Below are 18812 nucleotides of genomic sequence, written 5' to 3' on the forward strand. Positions count from 1 at the left end.
GTAAACAAAATGTCAATCAACGACGGCCGCGTGGATGCGTTCTGGCGGTCCAGTCGTAGGTTGCCGTCGAGCTGGGTACAGCTTTCAGACGACGCTTCTCGGCGCGCGCTTTAGCGGCAACTTTCTCTTTCTCTTCCATCAATTTATCAATGTAATTGTCTTTGATGCGGTTGGTTTCTGAATTGGTCAGATCACGACCTTGAGCTTTACGGCTCTGGTCAAGCAGCGTTTTAAGTTCGCGCTGTTCGCTTTCCGTCATATCTTGCTGGGTAAGTCTTTTCATTGTGCTGCATCCGTGTGAGGAAAGTGACCTTCAGTGTAGCGCCTTTTCAGCCCCTTTTATCTATAAGATTTACTTATTATCCAATTCGACACTGCAAGCATATTCTTTTGTTTAACAATGAAAATGTTAGCTTCTGAGAGAACAAAACATGTCTGTTTTAATGCGCTATACCATCACTCTGCATGATGCAACCATAGCCGACATGGTTCAGGTTCAGGCGATTTACGCTCACCACGTGATCCATGGCATTGCCTCTTTTGAAACTGAGCCGCCGACGCTTGACGAAATGCTCACTCGCCGCGAAAAAGTGCTCAGCCAAAATATGTGCTATCTGGTCGCCAAACGGGATAAGCAGGTGTTGGGTTACTGCTATCTGGCACCTTATCGCCCGCGCTATGCTTACCGTTTTACCTGTGAAAGTTCGGTCTATATCGCCGAAGGGCAGCAGGGGCTGGGCATTGGTAAAAGGCTGATGCAGGAAGCTATCCGCCGCGCCACCGAGGGTGGCTGGCGACAGATGATTGCCAACGTTGGCAATAGCGAGAATTTAGGGTCTATCGGCCTGCATCAATCGCTGGGATTCCAGACCATCGGTACATTAAAAAGCGTCGGCTTTAAGCATGGCCGCTGGGTGGACACCGTGCTGCTTCAGCTGGAATTAGGGGAGGGCGATGTGACGCTTCCTTCACCTGCCGTTTAATCCTCCAACTCACGCCTTCTCCCCCTGCGACTGAAGGCGTAACGCCATACCCTGCTAAATTTACTAGGTTTTTTCGCTTTAACTTCCACCCTTGCAATACTCTCCGTGACAGGAGATCTGCATTATCTTCTGCACATCCCTCGCCAGGCTCACCACCCTCTGGGAGCCTCATTGCTACCCGTTTTCAGCTGCCGCACGGCTATTACCGTTGTGTCAGGGACCAGCAATCAACGCATCATCGCCTCGAAGCGAGAAATTTGAAAACGTAGAGGTGCTCACTCCAAACATCAATAAGGAATCCCTATGAAAACGCTCAATACTATTTCTGAATTGCAAAACCAAGATCCACAAGAAGATATGAACGTATTTGTAAAAGGCTATTACTCGGCGGGTGACGGCGGCGGCGGGCACTATTATTGGGACCCGCCAAGCAGTAAATCGGTGAATCAGGGCACGGTAATTGGCTCGGTCCACAGCTCGAGCGGGCGCTGGCTGCTGCTCGATCAGGATGTGGGCGATTTCCGCACCTTCGGCATTTTTGATAATACTATCCCCGCCGATGATGCCCTCGATGCCTTAGTGAATGACGCCGCGTTCAGCCAGATTTATGCCTACTCCGACCTGCTGTTTCAGCGCCGACATCGTTTTACGCGTTCAGACATCACCCTCGACTTCCAAAATCACACCCTTTATACCCACGGCATTGAGCCTACCGGGCCAGACGATCCCTTTGCCGCCGTAATGTTCTTTCAGGGCGGACTGGTCGGCTCGGCCATCACCTTCACACTCACCAATACCTTGCCCGAACTGACGGATATCTTCCCGGTCGGTGACTCCACGCAATTTAAGGTGGGGGATTGGTTCGCCGTCGAAGTCAAAGCCATCAAGGGTTCTGCCGAGCGCGAGCTGCAAAAGTTGGTGAAAGTGATCGCCATTATCGACCCAACGCATATTCAGGTGGGTTATGCCAACGGCTGGGAACTGCAGCCGGGGCGGGTGATTAGCTGGCAGAAGGTTGAGCCAGTTCATCACGTTACGGTGCAAAATCTGCAATTTATCGGTGCCGGCACCGACCAGCTGACCGGCAGCCATCCTGTGGCTTTTGAATACGCCATTTATGCCAACGTGCAGGGCATTCACTCTACTGGCTCTTTCTGGCCGGTGGTGATGCGGCGCTGGAATACCTATTACTTCACCAAACAGTGTTCACTGATGAACCCGCCGAACACCGCCTACGGCGGCGCGGGTTATCTGACCCAGCAAATTTACTGTCTGTACGGCCACGTCAGTGACTGCAACGTCGCCAACGCGCGGCATTTAAATGACTTCACCGGCTCGGCCTATTGTCTGGTAGAAAACTGCCACGCCAACGGGCAAAGTGCCGAAAAGGGGCCATTCGTCACCCACGGCCAGTATGAGCATGACCTGACCTACACCGGCAACTCCGGGCTGATGACCTTCGCCAACTCCGGCGCAACCTGGGGCGGCAGCGCTAAACGCATTAATGTGCGCAAACAGCTTTGCCCGTGGTTTGTGGCGCAGTCCAGCGTGAGCGAACTGACGCTGGAAGACGTGGTGGTGATCGCCGACCCGGCAATTCCCCAGTCCGGCATGTTGTGGGTCAATGTCGATGGTCTGCACATGACGGGCTGTACGGCGGATCGCACGCTGAGGATCAGTCAGGTGTCGCGGCGCTCGGCGCGCAAGAATGTGATTCAGCAGTGCCAGTTCTCTTTGCTGGATGACAAAGCGCCGGTGGTGAGGGTCAACGTCACCTCGCCGATCGTCTTTATTGATACGGTGTTCAAAGGGATCAACGGGCATCCGTTCGCCAGCACCGCGCCGCTGAGCTTTGTGCGCTGCGACTTCGTGGGTGATGTGACCAGCACGCCGATCCTGCTTTCTTCGACCCAACTGACCTTTGATAGCTGCCGGATTGATGGCGGGTTATTGACGTGGCAGGGGAGCGGGGCGGCGCAGTACAACATTTTTGCCTCAGTCTTCACCAATAGCCGCCTCGACTTCACGGCCTTTAACCCCGCGACCAGCTCATTGATCGCCGTGAATAATCGGCTGAAAAGCACCGCCGTCATTGCCCAGCCTGTACCCGCTGATAATGTGATTTTGCAGCAAAATATTACGCTTCCCTAACCGCCAATGCCTGCGAAGAATAGGTCTTATTCATCGCAGGCCTCTACCTCGCCGCTAATCTGAAGAAGGATCGGTTGCTGATCAATGATGATCCAAGTTGGTGCTACCGATCTCCGCCCGCTATGTCATGAGCAGAGCGGCGCTGCCGTATGCCGCGTGAACCCCAAATACACTCAGCGGCCGGACTCAAGAAAGCTTACCCAGATGAGAGTCAATTGCGGAATTTAACGATAATCATTATCATCTTTTCCCTGCCCATTTGATCCCGAGACGTTATGCGTATCACCTGCCGAATGTTGTTGCTAGCCAGCCTATTAGCCCCGGCGCTGGCCAGTGCTAAAACTGTTGTAGATATCTCTAACCGAACTGTAGAAGTGCCCGACAACCCGCAGCGCATCGTGGTGGGGGAAAGCCGGATGCTCTACACGCTGGCGCTGGTCGAGGATGGCAATCCGGCTAAAAATATTATCGGCTGGCCGGGGGATATGCAGAACCTTGACCCGCAAAGCTGGCAGCTGTATGTCAAAGCCTTCCCGCAAATCGCCCAAATTCCACAAATGGGCAAAAACAACTTCACTCAGTTCAACGCGGAAAAAGTGATTGCGCTAAAGCCTGACTTGGTGATTTTGCCGCGCTACGCCAAAACGCCGACTGACGAAGACCAAATGCTTGGCCGCCTGACGCAGGCAGGCATTCCGGTGATTTACGTCGATCTGCGCATCGACCAGCTCAACTACACCATTCCGAGCATCAAACTGCTGGGCGACGTGCTGAATAACCCGCAGAAAGCCGCACGCTTTATCGCCTTCTACCAGCAACATATGAACCTGATTAAAGAGCGGATTGCGGGCTACCACGGCAAGAAAACCACCGTGATGTTGCAACTCCAGCTTGGCCGCCGTCAGACCTGCTGCACCACGGTTTCACATGGCAATCTGGCTGACTTAGTGGCCTTCGCCGGTGGCGACAATATTGCCGGCGGCATTTTCAAAAGCGTTTATGGCCAGATGAACCCGGAGGCGGTGATCGCCGCCAATCCTGATGTCTATATCAGTACCGGAATGGGCACGCCGGACGGCAAGTCGCAAGGGAATATCCAGCTCGGGCCTTTGGTGTCGCAGGAGCAGGCCGAAAGCAGCTTCCGGCAGGTGATGGACCAGCAGCCGCTGCTTGCCAATTTACAAGCAGTCAAAAATGGCCGCGCTTACAGCGTCTGGCATAATTTCTACCTTAGCCCTTATCATATGGTGGATGTGGAAGTGTTCGCCAAAACGCTCTATCCGCAACTTTTTGCTGACATAGACCCACAACAAACCGTCAAAGCCATCTATGATCAGTTCTTGCCGATCCCGTTTAGCGGCACCTACTGGAGCCAACTTCCGGCCAAGTAGAAGTTAATTTACAAGGAGTTACTATGAAGTCTTTATCATTGGTGCTGTTGACTGGCGCACTTTTACTCTCAACTCAGGCTTTGGCCTCAAGCTCGGATGCCTGGGCGCAGCATGACGCCGATGTCAAAGCCGCCTGCATCAAAGCCAGCGGGTTGAAGAATGTGAAACCCTTGGGAGATATCGTGCTTTTTGAGGACAACGTCGGTTCGGCGCTGTTGTTGGAAGGAACTATTCCGAGCAAAAACAATAAGGTGCAGCGTGAGCGAAAACTCTGTCTTTATGAGCGCACTGGCGAACATAAAGTACACATCACTAACGCTGACACCTTAATTGCAGCAACTAAGAAGAAATAATCTTTAGAAATCGACCACCGCGGACAGCACCACGTTGCGCGGTTCGCCCTCGATAACCCGTAAATTCCCCGCGCTGGACGTGTAATATTCCTTATTAAACAGGTTATTAACGTTCAGCTTAAGTTGAGTATGTTTACCCAACAGCGGGGTATCCCAAGCGACAAACGCATCCGCCACGGTATAAGACGGCATGGTGAAGCTGTTTTCCGGGTCACCCGCGCGGCTACCCACGTAGCGCGCACCACCGCCCACGCGAACATCCCCTTGTAACGGCACCCAGCGCAGGGTGTGACTCAAATACAGCCCGCCCATTTGCGTCGGCGCGTTCACCAGACGGTTGCCTACGTTGGCCGAGTTAATATCTTCGGTGATCTCCGTTTTGTCATAGCTGTAGTTGGCGCTCAGGTTCCAGTCTTTTGCCACTTCGCCATTCACTTCCAGCTCCACGCCGCTAGAACGCGCTTTCGGAATGCTACGCGTCACGCCGTTGATAAACACTGACATATCTTTTTCATCAATACGGTACAGCGCCAGCGTAGCGTCAACCCGAGGTGACACCTGCCATTTGGTGCCGACTTCATAGGTCGTGCCAGTTTCCGGCTGAGCGACATTGCCGTCATCGTCGGTGTCGGTCGACGGAGTGAAGGAGCGGCTGTAGCTGCCGTAGAAGGATAAATCGTCGGTCAGCTTATACACCAGCCCCAGCTGCGGCAGGAATTTGTTATCGCTGTTATCCAGCGTTTCGGTCGGATTGATAAAGCCGCTGGAGGCTTTCTGGTTGTAATGCTGATAGCGCCCGCCGAGCACGCCGATCCACTGGTCTGTCAGATGGATACTGTCTTTGACGTAGACCGATTTGTTAAACAAGGTGTTGCGCAGGTTGCTCTGCGCGTCGCTGTAGGTGCTGGCGTTGGTGATAGGTTCAACGCCATACGCCGGGTCGTACATGTTCAGCGGATTATTGCCTTTGCCGCGATAGGAGTACTGTTTGTAGGTTTCGTCCTTCTCGTAATCCACCCCGAACAGCACGTCATGGGTCATGCCGAAAATTTCCGGGGTGCCAATCCAGTCCCACGCGGTGTAATCCGTTTGATGGTTGAAGCCCCGGTTGGCGTCGGCGCGGCGCGACACAATGCCGGTATCCACATTGACGGCGGTGGCGCGAACTTCGTTACTGTCGTAGCGGCGCTGCATCCAGCCGTAGGTTAGGCGCGTTTTCCAGTCGGAATTCAGCTCATATTCCCACGTAGTGTTCAGCCGTTTGTTGGTGCCCCAGGCGTGGTTAGCGAGTTCATCCAGACGGCGCTCATAGGGGATATCCAGCGGCTTGCCGTTAATAAAGGCGGTGCCACGGTCATAAGGGATATCATATTTGTACTGCTGATAGCTGATATTGAAACTGGCTTTTTCGCCATACCAGCTCAGGGAAGGGGCCAGCAGGCTATGCTGGTCTTTGCCGAAGTTTCGCCAGTAGTCTTCCGACTGGCGCTCGGCAATCATGCGGAAAGCAAAGCCGTTGCCCAACGGGCCAGTGACATCAATCCCGCCCGTTCCTCCCCCAAATCCACCGGTGCTGCCGCTGAGGCGCGTGTTCCAGTCATATTGTGGCTTTTTGCTCACCACGTTAATGATCCCGCCGGGGTTCTGGATGCCGTAGAGCAGGGAGGCTGAGCCTTTCAGCACTTCGACATGGTCGGTGGTGGCGTTAAATCCCAGCCCCTGATTGCTGCGCACGCCGTCGAGGAAGATTGAGCCATCGCTGTTAGAGCCAAATCCGCGTTTAACAAACCCGTCTTCAATTCCCCCCAACGTGTTGCCCTGCGCCACACCGCTGACGAATTTCATCGCCTCGTCCAGCGAAGTGATTTGGTAATCATTAATCATCGACGGCGTGACGACGCTTACCGATTGCGGGATGTCGTTAATCGGCGTTTTGCTTTTGCCAGCAACAGAAGCCTCGCTGGTACTGTAGTTCGTGGAGTAGGCCGGGTTATCGGCGGTGACGGTAAGGGTATCCTCTTTTGGCGCAGCGCTGTCAGTCGCCGCCAGCAGTGGAGAGCAGTGCAATACAGCCAGCGCTAGTACGGATTTTTTAAACCCGCTTGTAGCGAAGTGGTTCTTTTTATGAGTAGACACGTGATTTTCCCTGAAATGCAAATGATAACGGTTTGCATTCTAATTAACATTTGTGTGATGTGCATCAGGAAAATGTTGTGAAGAGGCGTGTTGACGGGGGGCTTGGGGTTGCGACCCTTAAGGTCAAAACCGTGCGCTGCCGCCACACCGGCCTTAAGGTCAAAACCGTGGGCTCGCCGCCCACACTGGCCCAAAGGGTTTTGAACGAAACCCTTTGGGATCCTGCGTTTTTTGCTGCTGGTAGATCGAGGCTGCGCAGGGTTGGAATGAACATGTTTCAGCAACCACAGTGTTCGTCGCGAAGTGCCGCCGCTTAGGCGGTTCCCTCACTGCGGGATTCCAACCCGCGAAAAAAGACTCGCGGTTTTCCACCTCTTGCTCGGCGTCACTTCTGAACGCGACCTACTAGCATTTACCCCGTGCCGTTTCATATAGTTTTTTGGATTTGCTCCTTCTCCTCTCAGAGGAGAAGGCAGGGATGAGGAGTGGTTTAATTCAGCGCTAAATGCAGCAAACCTCACCCCAGCCCTCTCCTTAAAAAGGAGAGGGAGCAAGATAAAACCCACTGAAACGGTTCGGTTTAAAAAGCCAGTAGGCCGCATTCAGAAGTGACGCCGAGGGAGTGGTTCGAGACCAAAGGCTCGAGACCCGAACTGAGGGAACCGCCTAAGCGGCGGCACTTCGCGGCGATCATCGTGGCCGCTGGAATATGTCCATTCCGACCCTGCGAAGCCTCGATCTTCCAGCGGCAAAAAAGCCCGGGGGTCAAGGGGGCGGCGGCGACTGGCCGCCCCCTTGCCGGTGTGGGCCGGTGCCCACGGTTTTGAATTTGAATTTGCGGGATTGGGCTGCAAGCCCAAACTCAATCTACGCTCTCATACTTAATGTAATGATTCGTGCAGTTAAAATGCCCCACATACTTCAGTTCGCCGCTCGCGCCTTTAGCCGTGAAGGGTACGCGGTAAGTGCCTTTCTCATCCTTCACGTTATCGCTGACAAACGACAGAACAGGCACGGCGGTGCCGATATAGTCTTTATCGTTGCCCCAGTTCGGGATGCGGTTTTGCATAAAATCGCGGGTTACGCTGTCAATGGCGTTCTGCGCGGTGATGTCTTTACAGGCTTCTGGCGTGGTGCGCTGCATCCACATTGGGTACAGGTATACCGTGCCGAGCATCACCACCATGATAATAAACACGGCTGAAATCATGCCGATTAACACCACTTTGCTTTTATTTCCTACCACGTTCTCTCCTGAGCAGTCTGTGCATAGATATCATGCGATTTATAGACTACGTTGATAATCCGATGTAAATCATAACGCCACAACCGGGCATGTTACGATAGAAAGCCCAGTGCTGGGACCCTTTTTTGTTGCCAAGATTGTCTCGCCGGGCAGGGAATAACCTCACCCAAGACGTTATTTGACGCATTCCGTTACAGAACCTGTGAGCTTTGGGCTACGGGTCAGTGCTAGCATTTTTTTCATTGCGATCACCACAAGCGTGATCTTGTTTCACATTATCAGGAGAAAGAATGATGAGTCAGAAACCCTCTGTAGCCGTACTGGGTCTGGGCGCGATGGGCCACGCGTTTGCGGCTAACCTGCTGAAAAATGGCTTTGAAACTCACGTTTGGAACCGTACCGCCTCGCGCGGCGAAGCGCTGGTGAAGGCCGGCGCCAAGCAGGGCAAAACCGTGCGCGAAACCGTCGAGGGTGTGGATGTAGTTATCGCCATGCTGGCCGATGGCCCAACCACCCAGTCAGTGTTTTCTGGTGATGACGGCCTGCTGGCAGGCTTGAAGCAGGGTGGCATTATTGCCCAAATGGGTACCATTGGCGTGGAGGCGAATGAAGCTCTGATGGCGCTGGTTAAACAGCAGCGCCCTGACGCGGTGTTCTTCGATGCGCCGGTATCTGGCACCAAAACCCCGGCGGAAAACGCGCAAATCGTGGTGCTTGCCAGTGGCGACCGTGAAGCCGGTCCGGCAGTTGAACCGGTATTTGCTGCCATTTCCAAAGGGGTGAAATGGCTGGGCGAAGCCGGGCGCGCCTCCAAAATGAAACTGGTGATTAACGCCTGGCTTATCTCCATGATGGAAGGCATCGCCGAGAGCGCCCAGCTGGCCGACGAGTTTGGTTTCACCACCGATGACCTGTGGAACGTGCTGGAAGGCGGCCCGCTGGCGGCACCTTATATTAAAATGAAAATGGACATGTTCAAAAGCGGCGATTACACCCCGCAGATGCATCTCACTTGGGCATTAAAAGATATTAATCTGGCGCTGAAAGCCGGTGAAAAATTGCAATTGCCGCTGATGAAAAGCATTAGTCAAACATGGCAAAACGCGGTGGATGCCGGATATGGCGAGCAAGACCTCAGCGTGGTTTACCGTTATTTAGGCGATAAGAAATAATATTGATTAATTATTGAGTTATAAAACTCGCCGCCCCCTCGACTTAAATAGAAGAGGGGGCATTCCCCTTTAGCAATTAAATGCAAAACCTCTCCCGCCGCCCGGCTTAAGTTAAATTTTTCATATCACTGAAAATAAAATACTACGTAGATTCATAGAGATAACCACCATTCACTTTCGGTTAGGTGGTGATTTATCATGCAATAAATTCAGGTCATAACTTAGACTTTTTAAATATTAGAGCCAGCAACATCGCCGGTGTTAGCGTTATTACAACCCGCTATATCGGAGAAAATGATGAGCACTATTCCATTAATTGATTTTTCCCAATTCGACGAATCTGGGGGATCTCGCGAAAAATTCCTCGCTCAGTTGCGCCACGCCGCGCGCGATATTGGCTTCTTTTATTTAAAAGGCCACGGCATCGATAAACAGTTATTAAGCGACGTCCAGCAAGCTGCGCGCGACTTCTTTGCCCTGCCGGAAGAGCAAAAACTGGCCGTCGGCATGATCAACTCCCCGCATTTTCGCGGCTATAACCGTGCGGCGTCGGAGATCACTCGCGGCCAGCCTGACTGGCGTGAACAGTTTGACTTGGGGGCCGAACGCCCCGCGCTGAGCATAGATGCCAAGACGCCGGGTTGGGCCAGATTGCAGGGGCCGAATCAGTGGCCGGCATCCTTGCCGGAGCTGCGTCCGCTGCTGCTGCGCTGGCAAAAAGAGATGACCCAGATGTCGCTGCGTCTGCTGCGCGCCTTCGCGCTAGCGCTGCACCTGCCGGAGAAAACCTTCGATCCGCTGTACGGCGAGAAGCCTAACGAACATATCAAACTGATTCGCTATCCGGGCCACAGCGCAGGCCAAAGCGGACAGGGCGTCGGCGCGCACAAAGACTCCGGCTTCCTCAGCTTTCTGCTGCAAGACCACCAGCGCGGACTTCAGGTGGAAGTGGAAGAGGGCCAGTGGGTAGATGCCTTGCCGATTGAAGATACGCTGGTTGTAAATATTGGCGAACTGCTGGAGCTGGCCACCAACGGCTACCTGCGCGCAACGGTGCACCGCGTAGTTTCTCCGCCGTCTGGGCAAGATCGCCTGTCATTAGCCTTCTTCCTTGGCGCGCAGCTCGACGCCGTGGTGCCGCTGTTCCCATTACCGGCTGACTTAGCCAAGGATGCGCGCGGCCCGGCCAGCGATCCGCTAAATCCGCTGTTTCGTGACGTCGGTTTCAACTATCTCAAGGGGCGTCTGCGTTCGCATCCTGACGTGGCGAAGCGTTTTTATGCTGACATTTTGGCGGCCACTGCCTGATTTTTGCTTTCAAACGGATCGAAATTTTCTACACACCATCAATAACAATAAGGGTCACAACATGCTCAAAACTCTGGTTATTAAAACATTGGTCACACGTATTTCTGCGGCAGCATTATTGGTCGCGTCAGTTTCTGCCTTTGCCGCTGAGCCACTGCGCGTGGCGGCGGACCCGATTCCGCACGCTGAAATCCTGGCGTATGTGAAAAAAATCGATCCGAGTCTGGATCTGAAAATCATCGAAATCACCAACGGGGTGAACTCCAACGAGCTGCTGGCCCACGGCGATGTCGATGCCAACTATTTCCAGCACGTGCCTTATTTGCATTCGCAAGAGCAGGCGCTGGGAGTGAAGTTTGCCGTGGCCGCCACCGTGCACATTGAGCCGTTGGGGATTTATTCCAGCAAATACAAGAGCTTCAAGGATGTGCCGGACAACGCTAAGGTCGCCGTGCCGAATAACGTGACTAACCTCAGCCGCGCGCTCTATTTACTGCGCGATCAGGGTCTGATCACTCTGAAACCGGGCTTTAACGATCCGGCGAAAGATCAGGCCACGCCAAAAGACATCGCCGATAACCCGAAGCACCTAAAAATCCTCGAAATCGAGTCACCGCAAATCCCGCGCTCGCTGGATGATGTCGATCTGGCGGTGATTAACGGTAACTACGCCCTTGAAGCGGGCCTCAGCCCGGCGAAAGATGCGCTGGGGCTGGAGAAAGCCCAAGGCAACCCTTACGCCAACATTCTGGTGACCACCGAGAAACTGGCTTCTGACCCGCGTATTAAGCAGTTGGCGAAAGATCTCGAATCGCCAGAGGTGGCGAAGTTTATCGCTGATAAGTACAACGGTTCAGTGATCCCAGTGGCGGCGGCAGGCGATAAATCATGATAGTCGCCGAACATCTGACCAAACAGTACCCCGGACAGGGCGTCGCCGCGCTACAGGACGTCTCCCTGACCATCAACGGCGGGGCAGTGTTCGGCATTATTGGCCGCAGCGGCGCGGGGAAAAGCACCCTGATCCGTTGCCTGAATTTACTTGAGCGGCCCGATTCGGGCCGTATTCTTGTGGATGGCCATGACCTGACTACCCTGAATGACGCCGATCTGCGCCGCCAGCGCCAGCGTATTGGCATGATTTTCCAGAACTTCAATCTGCTGCACGCCCGTAACGTCAGCGACAACGTGGCGGTGCCGCTGCAAATCGCCGGCGTGGGTCGCGCTGAACGCAAAAAGCGCGTGGCGGAATTGCTCGATTTAGTCGGACTTAGCGACAAAGCGCAGGCTTTCCCGTCACAGCTCTCCGGCGGTCAGAAGCAGCGCGTGGGCATCGCCCGCGCCTTGGCGGCACGGCCAAACTATTTGTTGTCCGATGAAGCCACCAGTGCATTGGACCCGGAAACCACGGACTCCATCCTCGCGCTGCTGCGCAGCATCAATAAGCAGCTCGGGCTGACCATTGTGATGATCACCCACGAGCTGAATGTGGTGAAATCCATCTGCGACCACGCCGCGCTGCTTTCAGGAGGAAAAGTGCTGGAGTCGGGTGCCATTTCTCAACTGCTGGCTGACCCGCAATCGCTACTCGGCAAGGCGCTGATGCCGGACTGCGGGCTGCCCGAAGCCGCGCCAAATCCGCTGTTGCCGGTCGCCGAACTCACTTTCTATGACACCCTGCTGGCGTCGCCGGTGCTCAGCTCGCTGGCCCAGCAGCACGGCGTTGGTGTGACCCTGTTTGGCGGCGGCGTGGAGTCGATCGCTGGGCAGAGGGTCGGGCGTTTGCGCGTCGGCTTCCAGCCACCCAGTGGCGGGGTGGATTTGAGTGAAGTGATGCTGTTCCTCAACCAACGTGGAGTAAAAGCCGAATGGGTGTAAGAAACAGCATGGCGTGGGATGACCTCTATGATTTAGTGCTCAACGCCACCGGAGAAACTCTGTACATGGTGGCATTAGCGACACTTTTTACCCTGCTGGTTGGCCTGCCGCTAGGCGTGCTGCTGTTTATTACCCGCCGCCAGGGGTTAACGCCGTCGCCAAAACTCAGCGCGGTGCTGGGCACCATCGTCAATATTGGCCGTTCGCTGCCGTTTGTGGTTCTGCTGATTGCCCTTATCCCGCTAACGCGCTGGGTCGTGGGCACGACGCTGGGCAGTACGGCGGCGGTAGTGCCTATTACTCTTGGCGCTATTCCGTTCTTTGCGCGCATTGTCGAAAATGCCTTGGATGAAGTGGATAAAGGCCGGATTGAAGCTATTCAGGCGATGGGCGGCGGGCTGCGTTATGTGATTTTCACCGTGCTATTGCCCGAGGCGCTCCCCGCGCTGCTGGCGGGGGTGACGCTGACTATCGTGATGCTGATTGGTTTCTCATCTATGGCCGGAGTGATCGGCGGCGGCGGGCTAGGGGACTTAGCCATTCGCTACGGCTACCAGCGTTTTAACAATCAGGTGATGGTCGCCACCATCGTCATATTGGTGCTGATGGTACAAATCATCCAAATGCTCGGCGACCGGATCGTGCGCTCGCTGGCTCACCGCCGCTAATCGCGCGCCTGCACCGCAGTATCAATATTCACCACCGTCGACATGCCCGGCCGCAGCTGATTGCCGCCGGGCTGGTTGTCATCAATCGCCACTCTGACGGTAATTCGCTGGGAGATTTTGGTGAAATTACCGGTGGCGTTATCGGCCTTCAATACGCTGAATTCAGAACCTGTCGCCGGAGCAATATAGGCAATATGGCCTTTGAATTGCCGATCCTTTAAGGCATCGACGGTAAAACTCACCGGCATGCCGACCCGCATCTCCGCCAGTTGGCGCTCCTTGAAATTAGCATTGACCCACACATGCTCCGGGGTGACGGAGGTCAACAGGCTGCCTGCCGAGACATACTGGCCGACCCGCGCGCTGACTTCACCCAGTTGGCCGTCAGTGGGGGCCACAATCTGCGTGTGTTGTAAGTTGATACGCGCCACCGCCACTTTAGCCTGAGCCGACTTTAATGCGGCCTGCAACGAGGCTTTACCGGCATCAATCAATCCCAGCTCCTGGCGAGCAATGTTCACCGAGGCCTTGGCCTTCGCCACGTCGGCCTGCGCCTTGAGCAGCGCGGCCTGCACTTCGTCCCCGGTGGTTTTAGACACCACGCCGCTGGTGAGCAGCGGGGCATTGCGCCGAGAATCTTGCGCCGCTTTGTTGGCGGCGGCCTGCGCACTTTGTAACTCAGCCTGCGCCAGTTGCAGGCTGGCCTCCGCCGAGCCGCGATTTTGCCCAAAGTTATCCAGCGCCACCTGCTGCTGGGCCTCGGCAGCTTCGGCCTGTAACAGCTCCTGCCGATAGGTGCTGTCGTCAATGCTGAACAGCACTTGCCCCTGTTTCACCGCCATAAAATCCTGCACCTTTGCCGCCGTGATATAGCCTGAAACCTGCGGGCTGATAAGGGTCACGTTGCCGCGCACATAGGCGTTATCAGTGGTTTCCACCTTTGAGGTGAAGGGGAAAAGCTGCCAGCTGTAGAGCACAACAAAAACGCCAACGATGCCCAGACACAGCACAACCAAAATCGACGGATAGCGAAAAATATTCTTCATGGATTCTACGAGTTCTCTTTAGAGTAAAAACTGGCCACCCAGCGATGCAGCAACAGCACGGCGAAGCAGCCCAGCGCCATATAAAACACCACCATAAACACATCGTTGTAGGCCAAAATCCCGGCCTGCTGGGTATAAGGCGCGCAAGGCTCTGGGCCTGTAACTGGACATCATCGCCAAGGGCGGCTTTCAGCGCCTGGCGGTAGTGCGCCACGCGTTCGGCAATCAGCGGATTTTGCAGCTGGATGCTGTCGGTCATCACGCTGGAATGGAATTTCTCGCGTAGGATCTGGATAGTGCCGAGAAAGGCGCTGCCTAGTTGAGCACCAATGTTCTGCGTGCTGAGGAACACCAGAATAAAGCTGATGATCTGGCTCTGGCCGAATTGTAAGGCGCGAACAAATCCCAGCCACAGGGCGGTCGGCAGGAAAATCGCTCCCGCGAAGGCAATCATGCCCTGACTGAGATAGAACTGTTCGGGATGGGTATCAATGGTCGAGTGGGCGTCCATCCATGCACCGCCGGCGATCAGCAACATGGCAAACAGGTGGATGTAAACAATGCGCTCGGACTTATGAATGATGCTGATAAACACCAGTCCGGCAAAAGTCATCACCAGCACCACCCAAAATAGAGTGATCAGCTGGTCATTTTGCAGGCCAACCAGCGTCAGAAAGCCCACCATGCCGGTGGTTTGTTCACTCAGTAGCATACGGACAAACAGCATTGAGCCGGTAAACATCAGCATTTCCGGGGTCATCAGCCAGCGTAAATCGATAATGGGATTTTTACGTTTTAACTCCACCATAAAGGCCAGCGTTAAGGTCACGATGCCGACCACGAGCACTTCGCCCAGCCAGGGTTTTTCAAACCACCAGTAGTAACGCCCCATGGTCAGCACCACTGAAATACAGGCAATGGCGATACCAATCAGCGGGTAACTCAGCCAGTCGATACGCTCGAAAACCTTGACTCGCGGCGGGTGGGTCAACGGCAAAACCCAGATGATGGCCAGACAGATCAGCGCCAGCCCTGACTCCAAAAATGCCAGTTGATGCCAGTGCCCGAGGTCCAGTAAATAGGGGGAGATAATGCGCGAAATCGGCAAGGCGATTTGGCTCCCCGCCAGCCCCAGGCACAAACCGGCAGTCAGTTTTTTGGCCGGTGGAAAGATTTCAAACATATAGAAAATCGCCAGCGGGCCGAGAGAAGCCATGGCAAAGCCCATCACGGCGCGAACCGCCACGGCAGTTTGAAAATCATGGGTGAAAACCTGCGCCAGAGAGACGGCGGCGAAAAACAGCAGGCCATATTCCCCGAAGCGGCGAATACCAAACTGGGTGCGAACCTTGTACAGCAGCAGCGTCCCGCTAATGCTGGTCGCGGTATAGGCGGCAACCAGCCAGTAACTTTCCGTGGCGGTAATTCCCAACGAGCCTTGAATGCCCGGCAGATTGGAGGCGACCAGATTAATGCCCAGCCCCTGCGTCATGCCGATAATAAAAGAGGCCATGGCATACACCATGATGCGCCAGCGCGGGTATTGGCTAAGCCATTGGCTCACCTGTTCAGCGAAAGGATGGTGGGGCGAGGCTGGGGCATTTTGCGGGGTTGGGGAAGAAACGGCTGTCATGATGCTGGGCTAAACCTCTTAACTTCTGCCTCAGTCGAGTGATTACCCGGCTAATATGTATCAAGCTACATGTTTAAAATAATGTAAACAGAAGTCACAGATGTGTCTAGCTGAATTATTCAATTTGTGGATATTTACAAGCGTGAATAGCTGAAATATGAATGGTTCAAACTGTCAGATAACCGCAAGCTGTCAAAGCTGACTACATAGCCGCCAGCTTGGCGCTAATGCTGGCCATCACTTTGCGCGCCACGGACACCTCTTCCTCGGGGATCTCCTGCATCACGTTCATGATGATTTCATCAGTCATAACGCGGACTTCATTGGCGAGGGCGGTGCCCGCTTCGGTCAGCACCACGTCTTTTGAGCGGCGATCCAGCTCGCCCGGACTGCGCTGTAGATAGCCCAGGGCCTGCAGGCTGTCGATCAGGCGAATGGCCGTGGGATGCTCGACGTCCAGCAGGGTGGTTAACTCAGATTGCGGCAGTCGCCCCTGTGCGGCCTCGAGATGCAGCAACACCTGACCACGCGCCAGCGTCAGCCCAATCGTCTTAAACCGCGCGTCACAGTAAGTGCGCAATTGGCGGCCGACGTGCATGGTTTCAGGTAAAAAACGCAGTGCTGGGGAGCGAGATTCAGGGCTGTTTGAGCGGGTCACGGGAGCTTCTCGGCAAAAGGTCATGGGATAACAATGTGCATGAGAATAGCACGAAAGGCCCCTCGGCGTGGAGCCAGCCCGCAGTGAAAAGTCTATGTGCTACAGTTAATGTTCCATGTGAAACATGACGCAAACCACCAAGGGAGTATTTATGACCAAGGTCGCAATAGTCGGAGCACACGGTCAAATTGGCCAGCTACTTATCAAACATCTGGTCGCACAAGGGCTGGGCGCTATAGGTATCGTTCGCAAAGAAGAGCAGGTTCCCACCATGAAGAAGCTGGGTGCCGAAGCCGTGCTGTTAGATATTGAAAACGCCACCGCCGATCAGCTGGCAACTTGCCTACAGGGCGCAGATGTTGACGCGGTGGTCTTCGCGGCAGGCGCAGGCGGGGGCTCTTCCGCCGAGCGTAAGCGCACCGTAGATTTCGCCGGGTCGGTACTGCTGGCCGAGGCGGCCAATCTGGCAGGCGTTCGCCGCTATGTGCAAATCTCAGCGATTGGCGTCGATAACCCAATCAAGCCAGACACCGATCCGGTTTGGAAAGCTTATATAGAAGCCAAACGCGACGCGGATATCGAGCTGAAAAAAACCGGCCTCGACTGGACTATTATTCGTCCTGGCCCGCTGACTGACGATCCGGCCACTGGGCTGGTCACACTCTCCCCAGACGCCGGGCGCGGTGAAGTGACCCGCGAAGACGTGGCATTGGTGGTCGCCGCCGTCTTACAGGCACCAAGTTCAATCGGCAAACAGTGGGAGTTACGCGGCGGTGAAACGCCAATTAGGGATGCGGTGAGTCAGTAATTTTTGGTTAACGCCTTCTCCTCTCTGAGGAGAAGGTTGGAATGAGGAGTGGTTTAACTCTTTGTATTATGGAACAAACCTCACCCCAGCCCTCTCCTTAAAAAGGAGAGGGAGCAGACTTCATTGGCTTAAGGTCTAATTTTTATCATTCCCTATGTTATTTTAAAATAAGAGATGACAAAGCCCACAACTAAAGAAAGAGAAATAAGCCATAAAAAGTAATAATTGTTATTGTCAATGCTGGTAGTTAAATAGTTAACAACGCAAGGGATTGAAAAAATATAAAAGGCATCACCGAATGCTTTTTTAAAAAAATCTTTGCCGAAACGGTTATTAGCCATATCAAGAACCCCCTCATTAATTCAACCGTATTAACCCCTTGCCAATAAATTAGCAGCACCTAGCTCATGCTAAAATGATAACCATTATCATTTGTTATTCAGTGATGCTTAATGATTAACAAAGCGTTTGAAGGGAATTGGCGAGTAAACGGTTTTTCGCTCCTCCCCCTGGTAAGGGGGAGGCTGGGAGGGGGTATTGCAGCAAACTCAGTGGCTTATGTAAGAAATAGCCCACTGTTCTAGGCGTTGGCGCTTAAGGTTTTCAACGGTTCCTGACGGCGGAAGAAGGCGATGGCCGCGCCGAGACACAGCACGTAACCCATAAACTCTGTTCCTTCCTCGACAATATTCTTCACCGTGCGGATATACTCATCCTGCATCACGGCTCGCCACACTTCATTCATGCCGAACAGCCGTGAGAACACCAGAATCAGCACCAGACCGCAGACAATATAGTGACAGGCCGGATGAGCGAGAAACGCCGACAGCCCGCGGACGCTGGTCTTTGGCGTAATGGCCGCCCAAATCACACAGTACACGGCGAGCAGACTGGCGAAATAGACCCAGGCCCCTAAGTGGATCAGGTCAAACAGCGCGTCCAGTTCGCGAATAAACATACAGCCGAAGAATCCGCCAATAAGCACCATTCCGCCGCGCAGCGCGGGGTGGCGTTTAGCCTGTAAGAAGAACAGGGCGGAAGTACTCAGCAGCGCCGCTTCCTGCAAGATTTCCGTGGCGGAAATTTCGCCCAGTTGATTCTTGAAAATTGCCACGTCGAGATAGATCACCCCGACCACCAGAAAAGCCCCTGCACTGAGCAGTAAAAAGTTGACGACATGCCGCAAAATGACTTGGTTCATTTATAGTTTTCCCGTTTCTGTTCAATGAATCTTCTCCTCGCTACGGGCGCGACGAAAAGTCTGAAAAGGATACGGATGAGAACTATTATCTGCTGGGCAAACCGTGCTGCAATGATAAACTGAGGTGACAATATGTGCCTTTTTACGGCGAGTATTGGGTTTTCACCCGCACCATGCGAT

At 54.1% G+C, this 18812-nt stretch carries 18 protein-coding genes; 10 read left to right on the forward strand and 8 right to left on the reverse strand.

Annotation, left to right across the window (positions count from 1 at the left end):
- Positions 1 to 16: 16 nt before the first annotated feature.
- The gene (locus V2154_RS09510; RefSeq protein WP_034790355.1) at positions 17 to 283 is read right to left on the reverse strand and encodes a YjbD family protein; all 267 of its coding nucleotides are present in this window, start codon (positions 281 to 283) and stop codon (positions 17 to 19) included.
- A gap of 148 nt (positions 284 to 431) precedes the next feature.
- Between V2154_RS09510 and V2154_RS09515 the strand changes: the two genes are divergently transcribed.
- From V2154_RS09515 to V2154_RS09530, 4 genes are all read left to right on the forward strand, one after another.
- Positions 432 to 983 carry a GNAT family N-acetyltransferase gene (locus V2154_RS09515; RefSeq protein WP_437341999.1) on the forward strand — a complete coding sequence of 184 codons (552 nt, stop codon included), beginning with the start codon at positions 432 to 434 and terminating at the stop codon, positions 981 to 983.
- Positions 984 to 1286: 303 nt separating this feature from the next.
- Positions 1287 to 3134, forward strand: coding sequence for a putative phage tail protein (locus V2154_RS09520; RefSeq protein WP_353502020.1), 1848 nt, complete (start codon positions 1287 to 1289; stop codon positions 3132 to 3134).
- Positions 3135 to 3409: 275 nt separating this feature from the next.
- Complete coding sequence (locus V2154_RS09525; protein ID WP_353502021.1) at positions 3410 to 4525, forward strand: ABC transporter substrate-binding protein; 1116 nt, start codon at positions 3410 to 3412, stop codon at positions 4523 to 4525.
- A 23-nt stretch (positions 4526 to 4548) separates the two neighbouring features.
- A complete protein-coding gene (locus tag V2154_RS09530) occupies positions 4549 to 4878 on the forward strand; it encodes a hypothetical protein (protein ID WP_353502022.1) in 330 nt (109 codons plus the stop codon).
- Positions 4879 to 4881: 3 nt separating this feature from the next.
- Here V2154_RS09530 and V2154_RS09535 read toward each other — a convergent pair whose 3' ends face one another.
- Both V2154_RS09535 and V2154_RS09540 read right to left on the reverse strand, forming a co-directional pair.
- Positions 4882 to 6954: a TonB-dependent siderophore receptor gene (locus V2154_RS09535; RefSeq protein WP_353503967.1), complete on the reverse strand. Its 2073-nt coding sequence runs from the start codon at positions 6952 to 6954 to the stop codon at positions 4882 to 4884.
- Between the two features lie 922 nt (positions 6955 to 7876).
- Positions 7877 to 8260 carry a YebF family protein gene (locus V2154_RS09540; protein WP_353502023.1) on the reverse strand — a complete coding sequence of 128 codons (384 nt, stop codon included), beginning with the start codon at positions 8258 to 8260 and terminating at the stop codon, positions 7877 to 7879.
- A 293-nt stretch (positions 8261 to 8553) separates the two neighbouring features.
- On the opposite strand from V2154_RS09540, the gene V2154_RS09545 reads away from it, so the two are divergent.
- From V2154_RS09545 to V2154_RS09565, 5 genes are all read left to right on the forward strand, one after another.
- Positions 8554 to 9432, forward strand: a complete 879-nt coding sequence (locus V2154_RS09545; RefSeq protein WP_353503968.1) for an NAD(P)-dependent oxidoreductase — start codon at positions 8554 to 8556, stop codon at positions 9430 to 9432.
- 294 nt (positions 9433 to 9726) lie between these two features.
- Entirely contained in the window at positions 9727 to 10740 is a 1014-nt protein-coding gene (locus V2154_RS09550) for an isopenicillin N synthase family dioxygenase (protein ID WP_353502024.1), read from the forward strand.
- A gap of 61 nt (positions 10741 to 10801) precedes the next feature.
- Positions 10802 to 11632: a MetQ/NlpA family ABC transporter substrate-binding protein gene (locus V2154_RS09555; RefSeq protein ID WP_353502025.1), complete on the forward strand. Its 831-nt coding sequence runs from the start codon at positions 10802 to 10804 to the stop codon at positions 11630 to 11632.
- Positions 11629 to 12618: a methionine ABC transporter ATP-binding protein gene (locus V2154_RS09560; RefSeq protein ID WP_353502026.1), complete on the forward strand. Its 990-nt coding sequence runs from the start codon at positions 11629 to 11631 to the stop codon at positions 12616 to 12618. The genes V2154_RS09555 and V2154_RS09560 overlap by 4 nt, the downstream gene beginning before the upstream one ends.
- Entirely contained in the window at positions 12609 to 13286 is a 678-nt protein-coding gene (locus V2154_RS09565; protein ID WP_236942770.1) for a methionine ABC transporter permease, read from the forward strand. Before V2154_RS09560 ends, V2154_RS09565 begins: the two co-directional genes overlap by 10 nt.
- Here V2154_RS09565 and V2154_RS09570 read toward each other — a convergent pair.
- The 3 genes from V2154_RS09570 to V2154_RS09580 all read right to left on the reverse strand — a co-directional run bounded on the left by V2154_RS09570 (position 13283) and on the right by V2154_RS09580 (position 16623).
- Entirely contained in the window at positions 13283 to 14323 is a 1041-nt protein-coding gene (locus V2154_RS09570; RefSeq protein ID WP_353503969.1) for an HlyD family secretion protein, read from the reverse strand. The two genes, V2154_RS09565 and V2154_RS09570, sit on opposite strands and share 4 nt — an antisense overlap.
- Positions 14211 to 15965, reverse strand: coding sequence for an MFS transporter (locus V2154_RS09575; protein WP_353502027.1), 1755 nt, complete (start codon positions 15963 to 15965; stop codon positions 14211 to 14213). Before V2154_RS09575 ends, V2154_RS09570 begins: the two co-directional genes overlap by 113 nt.
- A 202-nt stretch (positions 15966 to 16167) precedes the next feature.
- Positions 16168 to 16623 carry a MarR family winged helix-turn-helix transcriptional regulator gene (locus V2154_RS09580; protein ID WP_353502028.1) on the reverse strand — a complete coding sequence of 152 codons (456 nt, stop codon included), beginning with the start codon at positions 16621 to 16623 and terminating at the stop codon, positions 16168 to 16170.
- 151 nt (positions 16624 to 16774) lie between these two features.
- Between V2154_RS09580 and V2154_RS09585 the strand changes: the two genes are divergently transcribed.
- Entirely contained in the window at positions 16775 to 17431 is a 657-nt protein-coding gene (locus tag V2154_RS09585) for an SDR family oxidoreductase (protein ID WP_353502029.1), read from the forward strand.
- 152 nt (positions 17432 to 17583) lie between these two features.
- Here the strand turns inward: V2154_RS09585 and V2154_RS09590 are convergent, their stop codons facing one another.
- Both V2154_RS09590 and V2154_RS09595 read right to left on the reverse strand, forming a co-directional pair.
- On the reverse strand, positions 17584 to 17772 hold the full coding sequence (locus V2154_RS09590) for a hypothetical protein (RefSeq protein WP_353502030.1): 189 nt from the start codon (positions 17770 to 17772) through the stop codon (positions 17584 to 17586).
- Positions 17773 to 18011: 239 nt separating this feature from the next.
- A complete protein-coding gene (locus V2154_RS09595; RefSeq protein WP_353502031.1) occupies positions 18012 to 18632 on the reverse strand; it encodes a hypothetical protein in 621 nt (206 codons plus the stop codon).
- Positions 18633 to 18812: the final 180 nt, after the last annotated feature.

The sequence above is a fragment of the Ewingella sp. CoE-038-23 genome, from assembly GCF_040419245.1.
GTDB lineage: Bacteria > Pseudomonadota > Gammaproteobacteria > Enterobacterales > Enterobacteriaceae > Ewingella > Ewingella allii.